General features: G+C 71.5%; 14 protein-coding genes and 1 riboswitch. Of the genes, 6 read left to right on the top strand and 8 right to left on the bottom strand.

The genetic code is table 11. From position 1 onward, the window contains the following. Nucleotides 1–5: 5 nt before the first annotated feature. The 4 genes from glyA to AB0H37_RS03610 all read right to left on the bottom strand — a co-directional run bounded on the left by glyA (nt 6) and on the right by AB0H37_RS03610 (nt 3,859). Entirely contained in the window at nt 6–1,262 is a 1,257-nt protein-coding gene (gene glyA, locus AB0H37_RS03625) for a serine hydroxymethyltransferase (RefSeq protein WP_329086338.1), read from the bottom strand. Continuing rightward, nucleotides 1,259–1,648: a glycine cleavage system protein GcvH gene (gcvH, locus tag AB0H37_RS03620; RefSeq protein WP_179837186.1), complete on the bottom strand. Its 390-nt coding sequence runs from the start codon at nt 1,646–1,648 to the stop codon at nt 1,259–1,261. Before gcvH ends, glyA begins: the two co-directional genes overlap by 4 nt. Before the next feature lie 58 nt (nt 1,649–1,706). Next, the gene (gcvT, locus tag AB0H37_RS03615) at nt 1,707–2,801 is read right to left on the bottom strand and encodes a glycine cleavage system aminomethyltransferase GcvT (RefSeq protein ID WP_329086340.1); all 1,095 of its coding nucleotides are present in this window, start codon (nt 2,799–2,801) and stop codon (nt 1,707–1,709) included. Between the two features lie 167 nt (nt 2,802–2,968). Beyond that, nucleotides 2,969–3,064: riboswitch (glycine riboswitch) on the bottom strand. Between the two features lie 447 nt (nt 3,065–3,511). Further along, nucleotides 3,512–3,859: a hypothetical protein gene (locus AB0H37_RS03610; protein WP_360611112.1), complete on the bottom strand. Its 348-nt coding sequence runs from the start codon at nt 3,857–3,859 to the stop codon at nt 3,512–3,514. A gap of 277 nt (nt 3,860–4,136) precedes the next feature. On the opposite strand from AB0H37_RS03610, the gene AB0H37_RS03605 reads away from it, so the two are divergent. The 4 genes from AB0H37_RS03605 (at nt 4,137) to AB0H37_RS03590 (ending at nt 7,986) form a co-directional block, all read left to right on the top strand. Beyond that, complete coding sequence (locus AB0H37_RS03605; protein WP_360611110.1) at nt 4,137–4,808, top strand: helix-turn-helix domain-containing protein; 672 nt, start codon at nt 4,137–4,139, stop codon at nt 4,806–4,808. Next, nucleotides 4,805–5,542, top strand: a complete 738-nt coding sequence (locus tag AB0H37_RS03600; RefSeq protein ID WP_360611108.1) for an SRPBCC domain-containing protein — start codon at nt 4,805–4,807, stop codon at nt 5,540–5,542. The genes AB0H37_RS03605 and AB0H37_RS03600 overlap by 4 nt, the downstream gene beginning before the upstream one ends. A 155-nt stretch (nt 5,543–5,697) precedes the next feature. After that, complete coding sequence (locus AB0H37_RS03595) at nt 5,698–6,270, top strand: dihydrofolate reductase family protein (RefSeq protein ID WP_329086345.1); 573 nt, start codon at nt 5,698–5,700, stop codon at nt 6,268–6,270. Nucleotides 6,271–6,687: 417 nt separating this feature from the next. Next, nucleotides 6,688–7,986, top strand: a complete 1,299-nt coding sequence (locus tag AB0H37_RS03590) for a site-2 protease family protein (protein WP_329086347.1) — start codon at nt 6,688–6,690, stop codon at nt 7,984–7,986. Here the strand turns inward: AB0H37_RS03590 and AB0H37_RS03585 are convergent. Then, the gene (locus AB0H37_RS03585; protein WP_179837179.1) at nt 7,976–9,076 is read right to left on the bottom strand and encodes a PLP-dependent cysteine synthase family protein; all 1,101 of its coding nucleotides are present in this window, start codon (nt 9,074–9,076) and stop codon (nt 7,976–7,978) included. The two genes, AB0H37_RS03590 and AB0H37_RS03585, sit on opposite strands and share 11 nt — an antisense overlap. An 81-nt stretch (nt 9,077–9,157) precedes the next feature. Between AB0H37_RS03585 and AB0H37_RS03580 the strand changes: the two genes are divergently transcribed. After that, nucleotides 9,158–10,291: a hypothetical protein gene (locus tag AB0H37_RS03580; RefSeq protein WP_229809968.1), complete on the top strand. Its 1,134-nt coding sequence runs from the start codon at nt 9,158–9,160 to the stop codon at nt 10,289–10,291. A 23-nt stretch (nt 10,292–10,314) separates the two neighbouring features. On the opposite strand, the gene AB0H37_RS03575 is transcribed toward AB0H37_RS03580, so the two are convergent. Continuing rightward, entirely contained in the window at nt 10,315–11,874 is a 1,560-nt protein-coding gene (locus AB0H37_RS03575; protein ID WP_360611105.1) for an ATP-dependent DNA ligase, read from the bottom strand. A 123-nt stretch (nt 11,875–11,997) separates the two neighbouring features. Between AB0H37_RS03575 and AB0H37_RS03570 the strand changes: the two genes are divergently transcribed. Continuing rightward, the gene (locus tag AB0H37_RS03570) at nt 11,998–12,747 is read left to right on the top strand and encodes a hypothetical protein (protein WP_360611103.1); all 750 of its coding nucleotides are present in this window, start codon (nt 11,998–12,000) and stop codon (nt 12,745–12,747) included. A gap of 338 nt (nt 12,748–13,085) precedes the next feature. Here AB0H37_RS03570 and AB0H37_RS03565 read toward each other — a convergent pair whose 3' ends face one another. Together AB0H37_RS03565 and AB0H37_RS03560 are read right to left on the bottom strand one after the other, a co-directional pair. Further along, on the bottom strand, nt 13,086–14,057 hold the full coding sequence (locus tag AB0H37_RS03565; protein ID WP_360611101.1) for a diiron oxygenase: 972 nt from the start codon (nt 14,055–14,057) through the stop codon (nt 13,086–13,088). A 56-nt stretch (nt 14,058–14,113) separates the two neighbouring features. Then, nucleotides 14,114–14,974 (bottom strand): SDR family NAD(P)-dependent oxidoreductase, encoded by an 861-nt coding sequence (locus tag AB0H37_RS03560; RefSeq protein ID WP_179837173.1) that lies wholly within the window; start codon nt 14,972–14,974, stop codon nt 14,114–14,116. Nucleotides 14,975–15,004 lie beyond the last annotated feature (30 nt).

The raw sequence follows: 15,004 nt of genomic DNA, 5'->3' as shown, positions 1-15,004 counted from the left end.
GAACGTCACAGGTTCGGGTACAGGGGGTGCCGGTCGGCCAGCGCCTCGACCCGGGCCGCGAGCCCGTCCCGGTCGAAGGACGGCTGCAGCGCCAGCGCGATCACGTCCGCGACCTCGGCGAAGTCCTCGGCGGTGAAGCCGCGCGTCGCCAGGGCCGGGGTGCCGATCCGCAGGCCGGAGGTGACCATCGGCGGGCGCGGGTCGTTCGGCACCGCGTTGCGGTTGACCGTGATGCCGATGTCGTGCAGGCGGTCCTCGGCGTCCCGCCCGGTGAGCTCGGAGTCCACCAGGTCGACCAGCACGAGGTGGACGTCCGTCCCGCCGGTCAGGACCTTGACGCCGGCCTTGGCGGAGTCCTCGGCGAGCAGGCGCTCGGCCAGCAGCTTCGCGCCCTGCACCGTCGCCGCCTGCCGGGCCCGGAACTCCTCCGACGCGGCGATCTTCAGGGCGACGGCCTTGGCGGCGATCACGTGCTCCAGCGGCCCGCCCTGCATGCCGGGGAACACCGCTGAGTTGATCTTCTTGCCGAACTCCTCGCGGGCGAGGATCAGCCCGCCGCGCGGTCCGCCGAGCGTCTTGTGCGTCGTGGTCGTCACGATGTCGGCGTGCGGGACGGGCGAGGGGTGCAGCCCCGCCGCGACCAGGCCCGCGAAGTGCGCCATGTCGACCATGAGCAGCGCCCCGACCGAGTCGGCGATCCGGCGGAACGCGGCGAAGTCGAGCTGCCGCGGGTACGCCGACCAGCCCGCCACGATCATCTTCGGCCGGTGCTCGGCCGCGAGCGAGGCCACCTCGTCCATGTCGACCAGGCCGTCCTCGGCGCGGACGTGGTAGGGCACCACGTTCAGCACCTTGCCGGAATAGTTGAGCCGCATCCCGTGCGTGAGGTGCCCGCCGTGCGCGAGGTCGAGGCCGAGGATCGTGTCGCCGTGCTGGAGCAGCGCGAAGTAGACGGCCGTGTTGGCCTGCGCCCCGCTGTGCGGCTGGACGTTCGCGTGCTCGGCGCCGAACAGCGCCTTGGCCCGGTCGATCGCGAGCTGCTCGGTGACGTCGACGAACTCGCAGCCGCCGTAGTACCGGCGCCCCGGATACCCCTCGGCGTACTTGTTCGTCAGGACCGACCCCTGAGCCTCCAGCACCGAGACGGGCGCGAAGTTCTCCGACGCGATCATCTCCAGGGTGCTCTGCTGGCGCCGCAGCTCCGCCGCGACGGCCTCGGCGACCTCCGGATCGGCCGTCGCGAGAGAGTCGTCCAAGCTCATGATTCCTCGACCAGCTTGCCGTAGGCGGTGGAGTCGAGCAGGTCGCCCGGCTCCACCGAGATCCGCACCTTGAAGATCCAGCCCTCGCCGTACGGGTCGTCGTTGATGACCTTCGGCTCGTCCACCACCGCGCTGTTGATCGCGGTGATCTCGCCGCTGACGGGGGAGTAGAGCTCGCTGACCGACTTGGTCGACTCCACCTCGCCGCACGGTTCGCCCGCCTCGACGGCGTCGCCCTCCGACGGCGTCAGCTCGATGTAGACGATCTCACCGAGGGCGTCGGCGGCGTGCGCGGTGATGCCGACCGTGACGATGCCGTCCTCGCCACCGAGGCCCGACACCCACTCGTGCTCCTCGCTGTAGCGGAGCTCCTCCGGAACGCTCACGATCACTTCTCTCTTTCCCCTGTGGGGGCGCGCGCCCCCACACCGCCGGACAACTTGTTCAGGAACGCTTGTAGAACGGTAGGGCCACCACGTCCACCGGCTCGTGCCGGCCGCGGACGTCCACGGCCAGGCCCGTCTCCTCGACGCCGCTGTCGAGGTACGCCATGGCGATCGGCGTGCCCAGTGTGGGCGACGGGGCGCCGCTCGTCACGATGCCGCACGGCGCGCCGCCGGACGTGACGACCTGGTACCCCTTGCGGGGCGCGCGACGCCCCCGCGCGACCAGTCCCACGAGCCTACGGCCCGGCGGGGTCTGCGCCTGCGCCGCCAGAGCGGACTTCCCCACGAAATCGCCAGGCTTGTCCAGCTTCACCACACGGCCGAGGCCCGCCTCGAACGGCGTCGTCTCGGCCGTCAGCTCGTTTCCGTACAGCGGCATCCCCGCCTCCAGGCGCAGCGTGTCGCGCGCCGACAGCCCCGCGGGGACGACCCCCTCCACCGCGGCGAGCGCCTTCCACAACCGGACCGCGTCGGACGCGTCCACGAACAGCTCGAACCCGTCCTCGCCCGTGTACCCGGTGCGGGCGACCAGCGCGTCCACGCCCGCGACCCGCCCCGCGAGGATCGCGTAGTACTTCAGGCCCTCCAGCGGCGCGTCCGTGAACCCTTCGAGAATTCCCTGGGAACGCGGCCCCTGCAGGGCGATCAGCGCGTAGGAGTCGGACCGGTCGTCCACCGCGGCCTCGAACTCCGCGGCACGCTCGATCAGCGCCTCCCGGACGACGGCGGCGTTCGCGGCGTTCGCCACCACCATCCACGTCTCGTCCGCGAGCCGGTAGACGATCAGGTCGTCCAGGACGCCGCCGTCGTGGCCGCAGATCATCGTGTAGCGGGCCTTGCCGACCGGCATCGGCGACAGGTTGCCGACCAGCGCGAAGTCGAGCGCGGCCCCCGCGCCCGGCCCCGAGAGGAAGATCTCCCCCATGTGCGACAGGTCGAACAGCCCCGCACCCGTGCGGACGGCCTGGTGCTCGGCGGTCTCGCTCGCATAGCGCAGCGGCATCAGGTGGCCGGCGAAGTCGACGAGGTTCGCGCCGAGGTCCTCATGGACGTCGTGCAGCGGCGTCTTCTTCGCGGTCGGATCGGCGGACATGGGCTCGGCTCCTTCGTCACGGGCGCGCATGGTCCATCGTCCCACTCGCGCACCGGGCGTATCGGTGCCTCCCCCTCTGTCATCGGCGCCTGAGAGCTTCACCCACCGCGGCACGGCGGGCTTTCACCTTCGGCGGGGGACCGGAGTCCCCGCTTTCCAGAGGTCGCCTGGCCCGTGCGGTCCGTGGGCCTGAGAGGTTCCGGGGAGGATTTGCTCCTTCGGCGTCCCCCACCGGCTGCGAGGGACTCTCCCGCACGGGATCATCGGCTGTCGCAGAAGGCTAGCAGTGTTCATTGCGTTTCCCCAGGGTCGGGGCCTTGGGGGCCCCGACCCTGGGGAAACGCGTGCGATCGCTGCATCGCTCCGGCTCGCCTTGCGGCTCGCTTCGCGATCAGATCCTTGCTTCGCTCGGATCTGCCTTCGGACGCGATCGCGGGGGTTCAGGTGGTCGCGGGGCTCAGGTGGCGGCTGAGGTTGCTTCGTCAGACGGCTGAGGTTGCTTCGTCAGACGGCTGAGGTTGCTTCGTTGGACGGTGCTGCCGCCCGCGGCCATTTCGGTCCCCCTTGGCGCGGCGTCCCTCGCGCTCTGGCTTGTGCTTGGCCTGGCGGGTGCCCGCGGCGGCTTGGCTGTGTGCTGCGGCAACGGGGGCGACAGGTCTTGAGCGCCCTTGGGGGATGCTCGGGTGCGCTTCGGCCGGTTCCGGCGGGCGTCAGCGTGGGGACGTGCCGGGGGAGGCGGACATGGACTTTACGCAGGTTTGTAGGGCGGTCCTGATCTTTTGCAGCTCGTCGGGGGCGGGGGTCCTGGTGGGGTTGGGGGTCGGCATCTGGACGCCTTGCTTGTGCATGCAGTCGTTGAAGGCCTTGACCGCCTTGGACTGGGCCGGGGGGAGGGGCGTGGTCTCGCTGCCTGGGCCGGGCTCGGGAGAGGACGGGGCCGTGGCCGCGGGGGTCGGGGCGGGGGGTGACGACGCGCTTGTCGCCTTGCCGTCGTCGGAGCCGCCGCAGCCGGCCAGGGCCAGCGTCAGCGCCAGTACCGCTACATGACCGCGCTTCAAGGGAGAACCTCCGTGGGACGGGGTGGGGCCGCCCATGATGCGCGGTCGGCCCTCCTCGGGGATACGGGCTCTCGTGACAATGACGCGCGGTCGGGTTAGCACCGCGACCGCAGCTGATCAGTACGGAATCGATGACTTCCTCGGGCATCGCCGAGCCGGCGCCGCTATGACCTTGGTCGGCCCGAACCACGATGACGCCGCACTCCATGAGCCGCTCGGCAGCACCGACAACCAGAATTTCCTTGACAAAATTTTTTGTCGGTTGGATCCTGGAGCGGTGCTGGAAGTCGCTGTGATCGAAGAACCCGCTGCGGCCGAGGCGTCCCTGGACCCGATCAGGTCACGGATCCTCGCCGCCCTGGCCGAGCCCGGCTCGGCCGCCATGCTGGCCGCCCGGCTGGGGCTCCCCCGGCAGAAGGTCAACTACCACCTGAAGGAATTGGAGCGCCATGGGCTGGTCGAACTCGCCGAGGAGCGGCGCAAGGGCAGCGTCACCGAACGGGTGTACCGCGCTACCGCCGCCTCCTATGTGATCTCTCCCCGCGTCCTGGCCGCCGTCAGTCCCGACCCCTCCCGGTCTCCGGACCAGATGTCCGCCCACTGGCTGCTGGCGCTGGGGGCCCGGCTGGTGCAGGAGGTCGGGACCCTGCTGACCGGCGCCTCTCGGGCCCGGCGGCAGGTCGCCACCTTCGGCATCGACGCGGAGGTGCGGTTCGCCACCGCGGCCGACCGGTCGGCCTTCGCCGATGAACTGGCCCAGGCCGTGGCCGTCCTTGTCGGCCGCTACCACGACGAGTTCGCCCCGCAGGGCCGGAACCACCGGGTGGTCGTCGGGCTCCACCAGATCCCCGCGCAGCCCGGCGCCCGGAGGACCGCGCCCGGCCCGCAGCAGGTGGACGCGGGGGCGCACGCGAGCGAACCCGAAGCAGGAGAGGAGAACCGACGATGACCCACCCCTTTGAGATCGAGCTGGAGACGACCCTGCCGGCAGGCCCGGAACAGGTCTGGGAGGCGATCGCCACGGGACCGGGAATCGACTCCTGGTTCATGGGCCGCAACGAGGTCGAGCCACGCGAGGGCGGAGTCGCCGCCATGGAGACCGGAGGCCGCCGGGAGGAAGCGATGATCATCACTTACGAACCCGGCAAGCGCTTCGCCACCCGCACGGCCACCGCCGAGGACGGCCGGTTCATGGCCTTCGAGTATCTGATCGAGGGACGGGACGGCGGCAGCACTGTGCTCCGCGTCGTTCACAGCGGCGTGCTCGGCGACGACTGGCAGGATGAGTACGACGGGCTGCGCCGCGGCTGGCCCTTCCACCTCCACACACTCCGCGAGTACCTGACGCACTTCCCGGGACGCGCCGGTGTCCCCGTCTTCGCCGTCGCGCCGTCGGACGGACGCTCGGCGCAGGAGGTTCACGAGGCGCTCACCCGCGGGCTGTCCCTGCCGACCCCGGTCGCCGTGGGCGCGCGGGCGCACGCCGAACCCGCGGAGCTGCCGCCACTTGATGGCGAAGTGGTCTGGTCGGACGACGAGCGCATCAAGGTCCGCACCGCGGACGGGATCTACACCTTCCTCCACATCACCGGCGCGGTGCTGGTGTTCCATCACCTCTTTGGGCCGGACACGGACGGGGCCGAGGCGGCCTGGCGGCAGTGGCTGATCGGGCTCCTCGCCTGAGAGCCCCCCAGGTACGCCCGTACGCCGACGGCGCCGTCGGGCCACCGGGGACTGGACCGCTCCCGGCGCCGCGGAACGACCGCGCTCCGCTCCAACGCGGCCCAAGCGTGCACCGAACAGCCTGAATACACACACGAAAGACCAAGGAGTCTTCAATGCGTACCCTGATCAGCACTGCCTTCATGTCGCTCGACGGCGTCGTCGAGGCCCCGGGCGACGAACCGGGCTACCGGAACTCCGGATGGACCTTCAAGGACGTCGAGTTCCTCCCCGAGGCCTACGAGATCAAGGGGCGGGAGCAGATGGAAGCTACCGCGATCCTGATGGGCCGGATCAGCTATGAGGTGTTCAGCCCAGTTTGGCCGAACATGCAGGAATTCGCGCATTACAACACGTTGCCGAAGTACGTCCTCTCCACCACCCTCACCAAAGAAGACCTGGTCCCGAACTGGGGCGAGACCACGATCCTGCGCTCACTCGACCAGGTCACCGCTCTCAAGCAGACCGAGGGAGGCCCGATCATCGTCCACGGCAGCGCCTCCTTGAACCACGGCTTCTCGGACGCCGGCCTGATCGACCGCTACCACCTGCTCGTCTTCCCGCTGCTGCTCGGCGCCGGCAAGCGACTGTTCAGTACCACGGACAAGGACACCCAGAAACTGAAGCTGGTAGAGCACGACGTCTACGCCAACGGCCTGCAAAAGCAGATCTTCGACGTGATCCACTGACGATGTGCTCCGGCATCTCGCTCTTCACCGCGATCGCGGGAGCGGGATGTCGTCCAGGTTAAGAGCCAGTGCCGACCGCGCATCCTGGTCTGGCAGCAACAGCGCGGCCACCAGCTCGCGAGCCTGGCCGGTGAGCTCGGCCTGCCCCGGGCCGGGGGCGAACGTCTCAGGGAGCTGCTGGACCAGGACCTGTCTGCCTCGCCGTCGGAGCCACCGCATCCGGCCAGGGCCGCTCCGTGGGGCGGGTGGGGTCGCCCATGACGCGCGGTCGGGTTGGCGCCGCGCATCAAAGCGGTGTGCGGCGCGTGCTGCTTCCCCGTTCGCCTCAACCGGATCGCGGGCCGTAACGTACTCTGAATTGGTTGTCGGAGATCACCCCCGGGTGCGTGGGGTGGACGGACCCGGAGGGCACGCCGCATGGTCTACTACCTGGCTGGAGCGCTGATCCTCTTCTTCGGCCTGCTGGTCTCCATCGCGCTGCACGAACTCGGGCACTTCTCGTTCGCCAAGCTGTTCAAGGTGCGGACCACGCAGTTCATGGTCGGATTCGGGCCCACCATGTGGTCGAGGCACAAGGGCGAGACCGAGTACGGCGTCAAGTGGATCCCGCTCGGCGGCTACATCCGCATGATCGGCATGCTGCCGCCGCGCAAGGGCGACGCGCCCGGGCAGGTGCGGCGGATCAGCACCGGGCCGTGGCAGGGGCTGATCGAGTCCGCGCGCGGAGCCTCGCTGGAGGAGGTCGGCCCCGGCGACGGTGACCGCGTGTTCTACGCCAAGAAGTGGTGGCAGAAGCTGCTCATCATGTTCGGCGGGCCCGCGATGAACCTGCTGCTCTCGGTGATGTTCTTCGCGATCCTGCTGATGGGCATCGGGACCAACCAGCCGCAGCCGGTGATCAAGGAGGTCGCCGAGTGCATGGTGCCGGCGAGCGCCAAGGTCGCCGCGTGCCCGGCGAACGCGGCGCCGACGCCCGCGCGGCAGGTCGGGCTGCGGGCCGGCGACCGGATCGTGGCGTTCGACGGCCGGAAGGTCGACGACTACGGGCAGCTGCAGCGCATGATCCGCAGGGACGGCGGCAAGACCGTGCCGATGACCGTCCGGCGCGACGGCAGGGACGTGCGGTTGAACGTCCCCATCACCCGCAACCAGATGTACGACCTCAAGGACGAGGACAAGGTCGTCAACGTCGGGTTCCTCGGCATCACGCCGTCCAGCGCGATCGAGCGGCAGGGGCCGGGCGCGGTCGCGAGCACGATGGGCGACCTGACCGCGCGCACCGTCGGCGCGCTGGTGCGGATGCCGCAGAAGATGGTCGGCGTGTGGAACGCGGCCTTCGGCGGCCACGAGCGCGACCCGAACGGGCCGATCGGCGTCGTCGGCGTCAGCCGGATCGGCGGCGAGGTCGCCGCGTCCGACGACTTCACCGGCACGCAGAAGGTCTCCTTCTTCGTGATGCTGCTCGGCTCGCTGAACCTCGCGGTCGGGCTGTTCAACCTCATCCCGCTGCTGCCGCTGGACGGCGGGCACATCGCCGGCGCGCTGCTGGAAGCGATCAAGAAGGCGTTCGCCCGGATCTTCCGCAGGCCCGACCCGGGTTACGTGGACGTCGCCAAGGCGCTGCCGGTCACGTACGTGATGGCGGTCGTCCTGATCGTCATGGGCGGCCTGCTGATCTACGCCGACCTGTTCAACCCGATCCGCGTCACCGGGTGACGTCCGGCATCGTGCCGGTCTTCAGGAAGCCGTCCAGCGCTGCCAGGTAGGGGGCGATGTCGAGGCCCTGCCCGGCCAGCCACGCGTCCGACCCGTAGGTGCCCGCGTAGCGCTCGCCGCCGTCGCACAGGAGCGTGACGACGCTGCCGCGCTCGCCGCGGGCCCGCATCTGCGCGATCAGTTCGGCCGCGCCCCACATGTTCGTGCCGGTCGAGCCGCCGACGCTGCGGCCGCTGACCTCGCTCGTCCAGCGCATCGCCGCGATGGACGCCGCGTCCGGCACCCGGATCATCCGGTCGATCACCGTGGGCAGGAACGACGGCTCGACGCGGGGGCGGCCGATGCCCTCGATCCGCGAGCCCGCCGCGGTGCGCCCGGGGTCGCCGTCGGCGAACGAGCCGTGGAACGCCGACCCCTCCGGGTCGACCACCGCGAGCCGCGTCTGGAACATCCGGTAGCGGGCGTACCGGCCGATCGTCGCGGACGTCCCGCCGGTGCCCGCGCCGACCACGATCCAGGACGGCTCGGGGAACCGCTCCAGCCGCATCTGCTCGAAGATCGACTCGGCGATGTTGTTGTTGCCGCGCCAGTCCGTCGCCCGCTCGGCGAAGGTGAACTGGTCCATGAAGTGTCCGCCGCACTCGGCCGCGAGCCGCCGCGATTCCTCGTAGATCGCCGACGGGTCGGCCACCAGGTGGCAGCGGCCGCCGTGGAACTCGATGAGCTGGATCTTCTCCGGGCTGGTGGAGGCCGGCATGACCGCGATGAACGGCAGGCCCAGCAGCCGCGCGAAGTACGCCTCCGACACCGCCGTCGACCCGCTGGACGCCTCGATGATCGTCGTGTCCCGGCGGATCCAGCCGTTGGCCAGCCCGTACAGGAACAGCGACCGCGCGAGCCGGTGCTTCAGGGAACCCGTGGGGTGGACGGACTCGTCCTTCAGGTAGAGGTCGATGCCCCACTCCGGTGGCAGCGGGAACACGTGCAGGTGCGTGTCGGCGCTGCGGTTGGCGTCGGCGTCCACGAGCCGGATCGCCTCGGCGATCCATGCCCGGTACCCGGGATCGCAGCGGTCCACGATGCGGCTCATGACGGTTCTCTCCTTGATCGTCGGCAGGGTCCCACGATATCCGCGCATGTCACGGTGCATCATTGAGTGGGCGGGGGGCAGATGATCGAGATGTTCGACGAACGCATCATGGCGACCGGGCGGCTGCCGCTGTTCGGTTTCTTCGTCGCGTTCATGATCACGTTCGTGCTGACGCGGGTGAACGTGCGGCTGATCCGCGCGGACGTCCGCTGGTGGTTCCGGAACGTGAAGGCGGGGGACGTGCACATCCACCACGTCGTGTTCGGCGTGGTGCTGATGCTGATGGGCGGTGTGGCGAGCCTCGCCGTCCCGGACGCCTACGTCGGCCTCGACCTGGCGGCGGCGGTGGTGTTCGGGATGGGCTCGGCCCTCGTCCTGGACGAGTTCGCGCTGATCCTGCACCTCAGCGACGTCTACTGGACGGAGAAGGGCCGCGCGTCCCTCGACGCCGTGTTCGTCGCCATGGCGGTGACCGGGCTGCTGCTGCTCGGCATCCGCCCCCTCGGCTACGAGGGCATCGCGCCCGACCCGGGCACCGGGCTGATCACCCGCGTCTACGTCGCCTCCCTGGCCGTCAACCTCGTCCTCGCCGTGATCACGCTGCTGAAGGGCAAGATCTGGACGGGGCTGATCGGGCTGTTCATGCCCGCGCTGCTGATCGTCGGCGCGATCCGGGTGGCGCGGCCCGGTTCGCCCTGGTCGCGCTGGCGCTACGACCCCGCCTCGCGCCGGTACCAGCGGGCCGTCCGGCGCGAGACGCGGCTCCGGCGGCCGCTGATCCGCGCCAAGATCTGGGTGCAGGAGTTCATCGCGGGCCGGCACGACCTCATCCCGCCCGAGCTGCTGCAGCGCCGCGCCGAGGCCGCCGAGCGGATCCGCCGCCGCAAGCTGGCCCGTGCCGCCGCCCGCGCCGAGCGCTGGGCCGAGCGCCGGGCCGAACGCGGCCGGGCGCGCCGCGCCGAGCGCCGGGCGGCGCGCCGCGCGGCCGTCCGGGCCGAGCGGGAGGCCGTCGCGCGCGCCGAACGCAACGCCGCGGCGCGCGCCCAGCGGGAGGCCGCGGCACGGGCGCGGCGCCGCAGCCTGTCGCGCGTGCGGGGGCGGACCGGCTCGCGGATCCGGACCCGCGCCGCGTCCACCCGGCGGGCCCGCGGCCGCGGGGAGGAGCCGCAGGCCGGGGACCAGCCGCCGGCCGAGGCCCCCGAGCTCAGCCCGTGACGGGGCTCAGCCCGTGACGGGGCTCAGTCCATGACGGGCGCGACGGCCCGGACGGTGTCGATCGTGTCGGCCTCGGCGGCGGACTTGTCGGGCCGGTACCGCAGGACGCGGGCGAAGCGCAGCGCGATGCCGCCGGGGTAGCGGGGGCTGTGCTGGACGCCGTCGAACGCGATCTCGACGACCAGTTCGGGCCGGACGTGCACCGTCCAGGAGTCCTCGCGCACGGCCAGTTCGCGCAGCTTCTCGGTCTGCCAGGCGAGCAGCTCGTCGGTGAGCCCCTTGAAGGTCTTGCCGAGCATGACGAAGCCGCCGGTGTCGGGGTCGCGGGCGCCGAGGTGCAGGTTGGACAGCAGGCCCTGCCGGCGGCCGTGCCCCCACTCGACGGCGAGGACGACGAGGTCGAGGGTGTGCCGGGGCTTGACCTTGATCCAGCCGGCGCCGCGCCGCCCGGCGGTGTACGGGGTGTCGAGCGCCTTGACGACGACGCCCTCGTGGCCGCGCGCGACCGCCTCGTCGAAGACCTCCTTGGCCTTCGCGGGGTCGCCGGTGACCACCCGGGGCATCCGCAGTTCTTCGGGGACGACCCGCGCGAGCGCCTCGTACCGCTCGGCCCCGGGCGCGTCGAGCAGGTCCTCGCCGCGCGCGCCCTGCGGAGGGGCGTCGCCGGCCTCCACGAGGTACAGCACGTCGAACAGGAAGACGGCCAGCGGCACCGGCTCGGTGTCCTTCGCCGTGCGCGTCGCCGTGCGGGCGGAGGTGACCTGGAACGGGTGGGGAGTGCCGTCCGGCCGCAGAGCGATCAGCTCGCCGTCGAACACGGCCTCGCGGACGGGCAGCCCCCGCACCGCCTCCACCACCTCGGGCAGCCGGGAGGTGATCTCGTCCAGCGTCCGGGTGAACACCCGGACCCCGCCGCCGGACACGTGCACCTGCGCGCGGATGCCGTCGAGCTTCCACTCGACGGCCGCCTCGCCCCTGAGCTTGGCGAACGCCTCGTCGACCGACGGCGCGGCGGAGGCCAGCATCGGCTTGACCGGCCGCCCCACCTCCAGCGTGAACGCGCGCAGCCCGTCCACCCCCTCCGCGAGGGCGGTCGTCGCGACCGGGCCGAGCGAGCCGCGCAGCATGAACGCGCGCCGGACCTCGGCGGAGGGCACCCCGGCCGCCGCCGCGATCGCCTCGGCCATCACCCCGTCCAGCGCGCCCTGACGCAGCTCCCCCGCCAGCAGCCTGACGAGGAAGCCCTGCTCGGGGGCGGTGGCGCGGCCGAACAGGGCCGCGAGGAACTCGCGCCGCCGGGCGACCGAGCCGGGCCCGGACACGGCGCCGATCTCGCCGAACGCCTCGTGCACCCCGGGCACGGTCAGGGACGGCTCCGCGGCGGGCGGCGGGAGGTCGCGCAGCGCGGCGTACCCCACCCCGATCTGGCGCTGTGGCAGCTCGCCGGACAGGTAGGCGACGACGGTCGCGGCCTCGCCCGGGTCGGCCGCGCGCAGGCACTCCGCGAGCGCGGACACCTTGGCCTTGCGGCCCGAGGTGCCCGCGACCGCCTTCGAGGTCCGTGCGATGTCCGCTAGCAGCATCCCTTCATTGTGACCACCGGGTCTGACGAACGGCACCGTCAGGGTCCCTGGTCAGGTGCCGCGGCCCTGGTTACGTTGGCAGATGGCGGGAACGGTCGACGGGACGGGAGTGAGGAGCGCGGAGTGGGCCTTCAGCGTCCGGTCGAGCCGTTCCACCGGCCGTACTCCGGCCCGGAGCCGCCGGCCCCGGGCCGCCGCCCGCGCAGGCTGTTCGCACTGATCGCGGCGGCCGTGGCGCTCGCCGCGGCGACGGTCGTGGTCGTCCTCGTCATGTCCGGGGGGAGCGAGCAGGAGGCCGCCCCGCGGCGGACGCCGCAGGACGGCCCGTCGCAGAGGCCGGGCCGCCCGTCCGGGTCACCGGGCCCGCGGCAGAAGGTGATCAACGTGCTCCCGGCGCCGTGCGGGACGGTCGCGGCGGGCACCGTCGAGCGGGCCGTCCCGAAGGCGACGCGGCGGCAGAGCGCGAACTCGACGCTCACCACGTGCACGTACTCCTCGACCGGCTCGGGGTTCCGCTGGCTGCGGGTGGAGGCGCACCTGTACGCGCCGGGCGACACCGCGACGCCCGTCCAGGACGCCGAGGGCTACTACGACGCGCAGTGGGCGCAGGCGCACGACGCGCCGCTCGTGCGGACCGCGACCCTGGAGCGCCGGGGCGGCATCGGGGACGAGGCGTTCCGCTGGTTCAAGACCGACGAGGGGCAGCCGACCGTGGTCGGGCAGGTCACGGCCCGGATCCGCAACGCGGTCTTCACGGTCAGCTACAGCGAGCAGACGCCGCGCAAGGGGCCGGCGGGCGCCCGGGAGCGCGCCTGCCTCGAAACCGCCACCGCCGTCGCCCACGAAGTCCTCACCGCACTGAATCATTCCTGACCTGAATCGGCCGATCATGGCTTCACCTCTGCCGGCACCTTCTAAGGTGAACCGGTAAAGGGGAGGGAGCGCGCCGATCGAGCATTTGCGCCAGGCAGGGTGATCGGTGCGCGGCGAGGCCTGGGGAGGAGGGGTCCACGTCGTGACCATGCCATCGCTCGGAGTGTCCTGGGTGCGTGACATCCGGGGCTAGCAGCCCTTACTTGCCCTCGGGCCGCGGAGTGGTCCCTGCTCCGCGGCCCTTCCCTCGCTCGCCCCAGGTCCATTTTCGCACCATTACCGAACCATTTTCTAATCATCGGTTCGACAATGGTACGAATGGCGGCCCGATGTATCGGTCACAGCTCCAGCAGCCCCGCCCGGACCCATACGTCGCGCGCCCGGCCGTCCAGGAAACCGACCTCGTCCAGGAACGCGGTGCATTTACGGAACGACCACGCCATCGTCGCGCGCCGGTGCGGGCTGCGCGCCGCCACGCGCCGTGCCAGCTCCGGATCGAGCCCCACCGCCGTGTAGCAGGACGGGTGGACGAGCTGCGCGGCCATCAGCCGCGTGGCCTGCGCCATCCCGTAGGCCACCATCCGCCGCCGCACCGGGGGGATCTCCGCGACCAGCCGCTTCAGCTCCTCCCGCGCGTACCTGATGTGCCGGGCCTCCTCGACCACGTGGATCCGGGTGACCTGGCGGATCACCGGCTGGACGTCCTCGTCCGGGAACGTCAGCCGCTGGAACGCGTCGGTGAACTCCTCCACGATCAGCGTCCCGGCGAACATCGGCATCGGGTCGTACACGGCGCCGAACAGCTTGGCGAAGTGGAACTCCAGCGCCCGCGGCCGGTGCGTGCGCAGCCCGCAGGCGCGCACCATCCGGCCGAACATCTTCGAGTGGCGGCACTCGTCGGCGATCTCCGTCAGCGCGTACGCCACGTGGTCGCTGTCGTAGCGGTGCCGGTAGGCGTGCATCACCAGCGACTGCATCAGCAGCATCTCCGACCAGATGCCGAACGAGGCGATGCTGCACATCTCCCGCTTGGTCAGCTCCACCCGCTGCCGGTGGGTCAGCCCGTCCCACAGCGGCGTCTCGTAGATCGACGTGAGCTGGGGCGGGAAGTAGAACACGTCCGGGTCCTGCGGGGCGTCCCAGTCGACGTCCGCGTCCGGGTCGAAGGAGTGCTTGCGGGACGCGCGCAGCAGCCGCTCGGCGACCACCTCCCGATGGGTCAGCTCCAGCGTGTGGTCGCCGTCGCCGCACCGGATCCGCGCCGTCCAGTTCCGGGGACGGCCGTCGCTCAGCAGGACATCGGGGGGCATCGATCCTTCTCCTCTCACCGCGGGGAGAGTCGGGGGCCGCGCCCGGCGGGCGGGCGCTAGCCCCGGGCGGGAATCCTGGCCAGCAGGCGCAGGGAGGCGGGGGACACCCTGGACAGGGCGTGCAGGAGGTGCCCTTCGGCGTTGACGGGCACGACGGGCTTGTTCTTGATGATGGCGTGGACGACCCGCTCGGCGACCTTCTCCGGCGGGTAGTTGCGCAGCTTGATGGCACGCTGCCCGCGCTCGCGGAGGCGTGCGCGGGCCTCGGCGTCGCCCTCCAGGTGGACGGCGTTGTCGACGATGCTGGTGCTGACGAACCCGGGGCAGACGGCCGTGACGCCGATGCGCGAGCCGGCCAGCTCGGCGCGCAGGCACTCGCTGAGCATGAGGACGGCGGACTTCGTCGTGCAGTAGGCGGGCATGCCGCGCCACGGCGCGAACGCGGCGGCCGACGCGATGTTGACGATGTGGCCGCCGAGGTTGGGCTTGTCGGGCTTGTTGGGCAGCGCGTCCACGCGGTCGCGCATCTGGCGGCCGAACAGCCGGCAGCCGTGGATCACGCCCCACAGGTTCACGCCGAGGATGCGCTCCCAGTCCTCGACCCCGGTGTCCAGGAAGGGGCCGGTGACCGCGATGCCGGCGTTGTTGACGACGATGTCGGGGACGCGGTGGGTCTCCTTCACCCGGGCGGCGAAGTCCTCCATCGCGGCCTCGTCCGCCACGTCCACCTCGTAGGCGGTGCCGCCCGCGCCGAGCGTCTTGGCGAGGGTGACCGTGTTCTCGGCGGCGGGGAGGTCGATGTCCGCCGCGACGACGGTGGCGCCGTTCCCGGCCAGGGCGAGGGCGACGGCCCGGCCGATGCCGCTGCCGGCTCCGGTGACGACGGCGAGCGCTCCGTCGAAGTGCGCGAGGGGCATCCAGACCTCCGAGGTGTGCGGCGGATCGAA

This window comes from Actinomadura sp. NPDC023710, assembly GCF_040639875.1.
Classification (GTDB): domain Bacteria; phylum Actinomycetota; class Actinomycetes; order Streptosporangiales; family Streptosporangiaceae; genus Spirillospora; species Spirillospora citrea.
The sequence above is the reverse complement of the archived record's forward strand: the minus strand, read 5'-3'. Positions and strand labels throughout refer to the sequence as shown.

Excerpts from the sequence above, each read along its gene's own strand:
- glyA (WP_329086338.1), bottom strand. The coding sequence starts at position 1,262 with ATGAGCTTGGACGACTCTCTCGCGACGGCCGATCCGGAGGTCGCCGAG.
- gcvT (WP_329086340.1), bottom strand. The coding sequence starts at position 2,801 with ATGTCCGCCGATCCGACCGCGAAGAAGACGCCGCTGCACGACGTCCAT.
- AB0H37_RS03600 (WP_360611108.1), top strand. The coding sequence starts at position 4,805 with ATGACCCACCCCTTTGAGATCGAGCTGGAGACGACCCTGCCGGCAGGC.
- AB0H37_RS03595 (WP_329086345.1), top strand. The coding sequence starts at position 5,698 with ATGCGTACCCTGATCAGCACTGCCTTCATGTCGCTCGACGGCGTCGTC.
- AB0H37_RS03590 (WP_329086347.1), top strand. The coding sequence starts at position 6,688 with ATGGTCTACTACCTGGCTGGAGCGCTGATCCTCTTCTTCGGCCTGCTG.
- AB0H37_RS03585 (WP_179837179.1), bottom strand. The coding sequence starts at position 9,076 with ATGAGCCGCATCGTGGACCGCTGCGATCCCGGGTACCGGGCATGGATC.
- AB0H37_RS03580 (WP_229809968.1), top strand. The coding sequence starts at position 9,158 with ATGATCGAGATGTTCGACGAACGCATCATGGCGACCGGGCGGCTGCCG.
- AB0H37_RS03575 (WP_360611105.1), bottom strand. The coding sequence starts at position 11,874 with ATGCTGCTAGCGGACATCGCACGGACCTCGAAGGCGGTCGCGGGCACC.
- AB0H37_RS03565 (WP_360611101.1), bottom strand. The coding sequence starts at position 14,057 with ATGCCCCCCGATGTCCTGCTGAGCGACGGCCGTCCCCGGAACTGGACG.
- AB0H37_RS03560 (WP_179837173.1), bottom strand. The coding sequence starts at position 14,974 with ATGCCCCTCGCGCACTTCGACGGAGCGCTCGCCGTCGTCACCGGAGCC.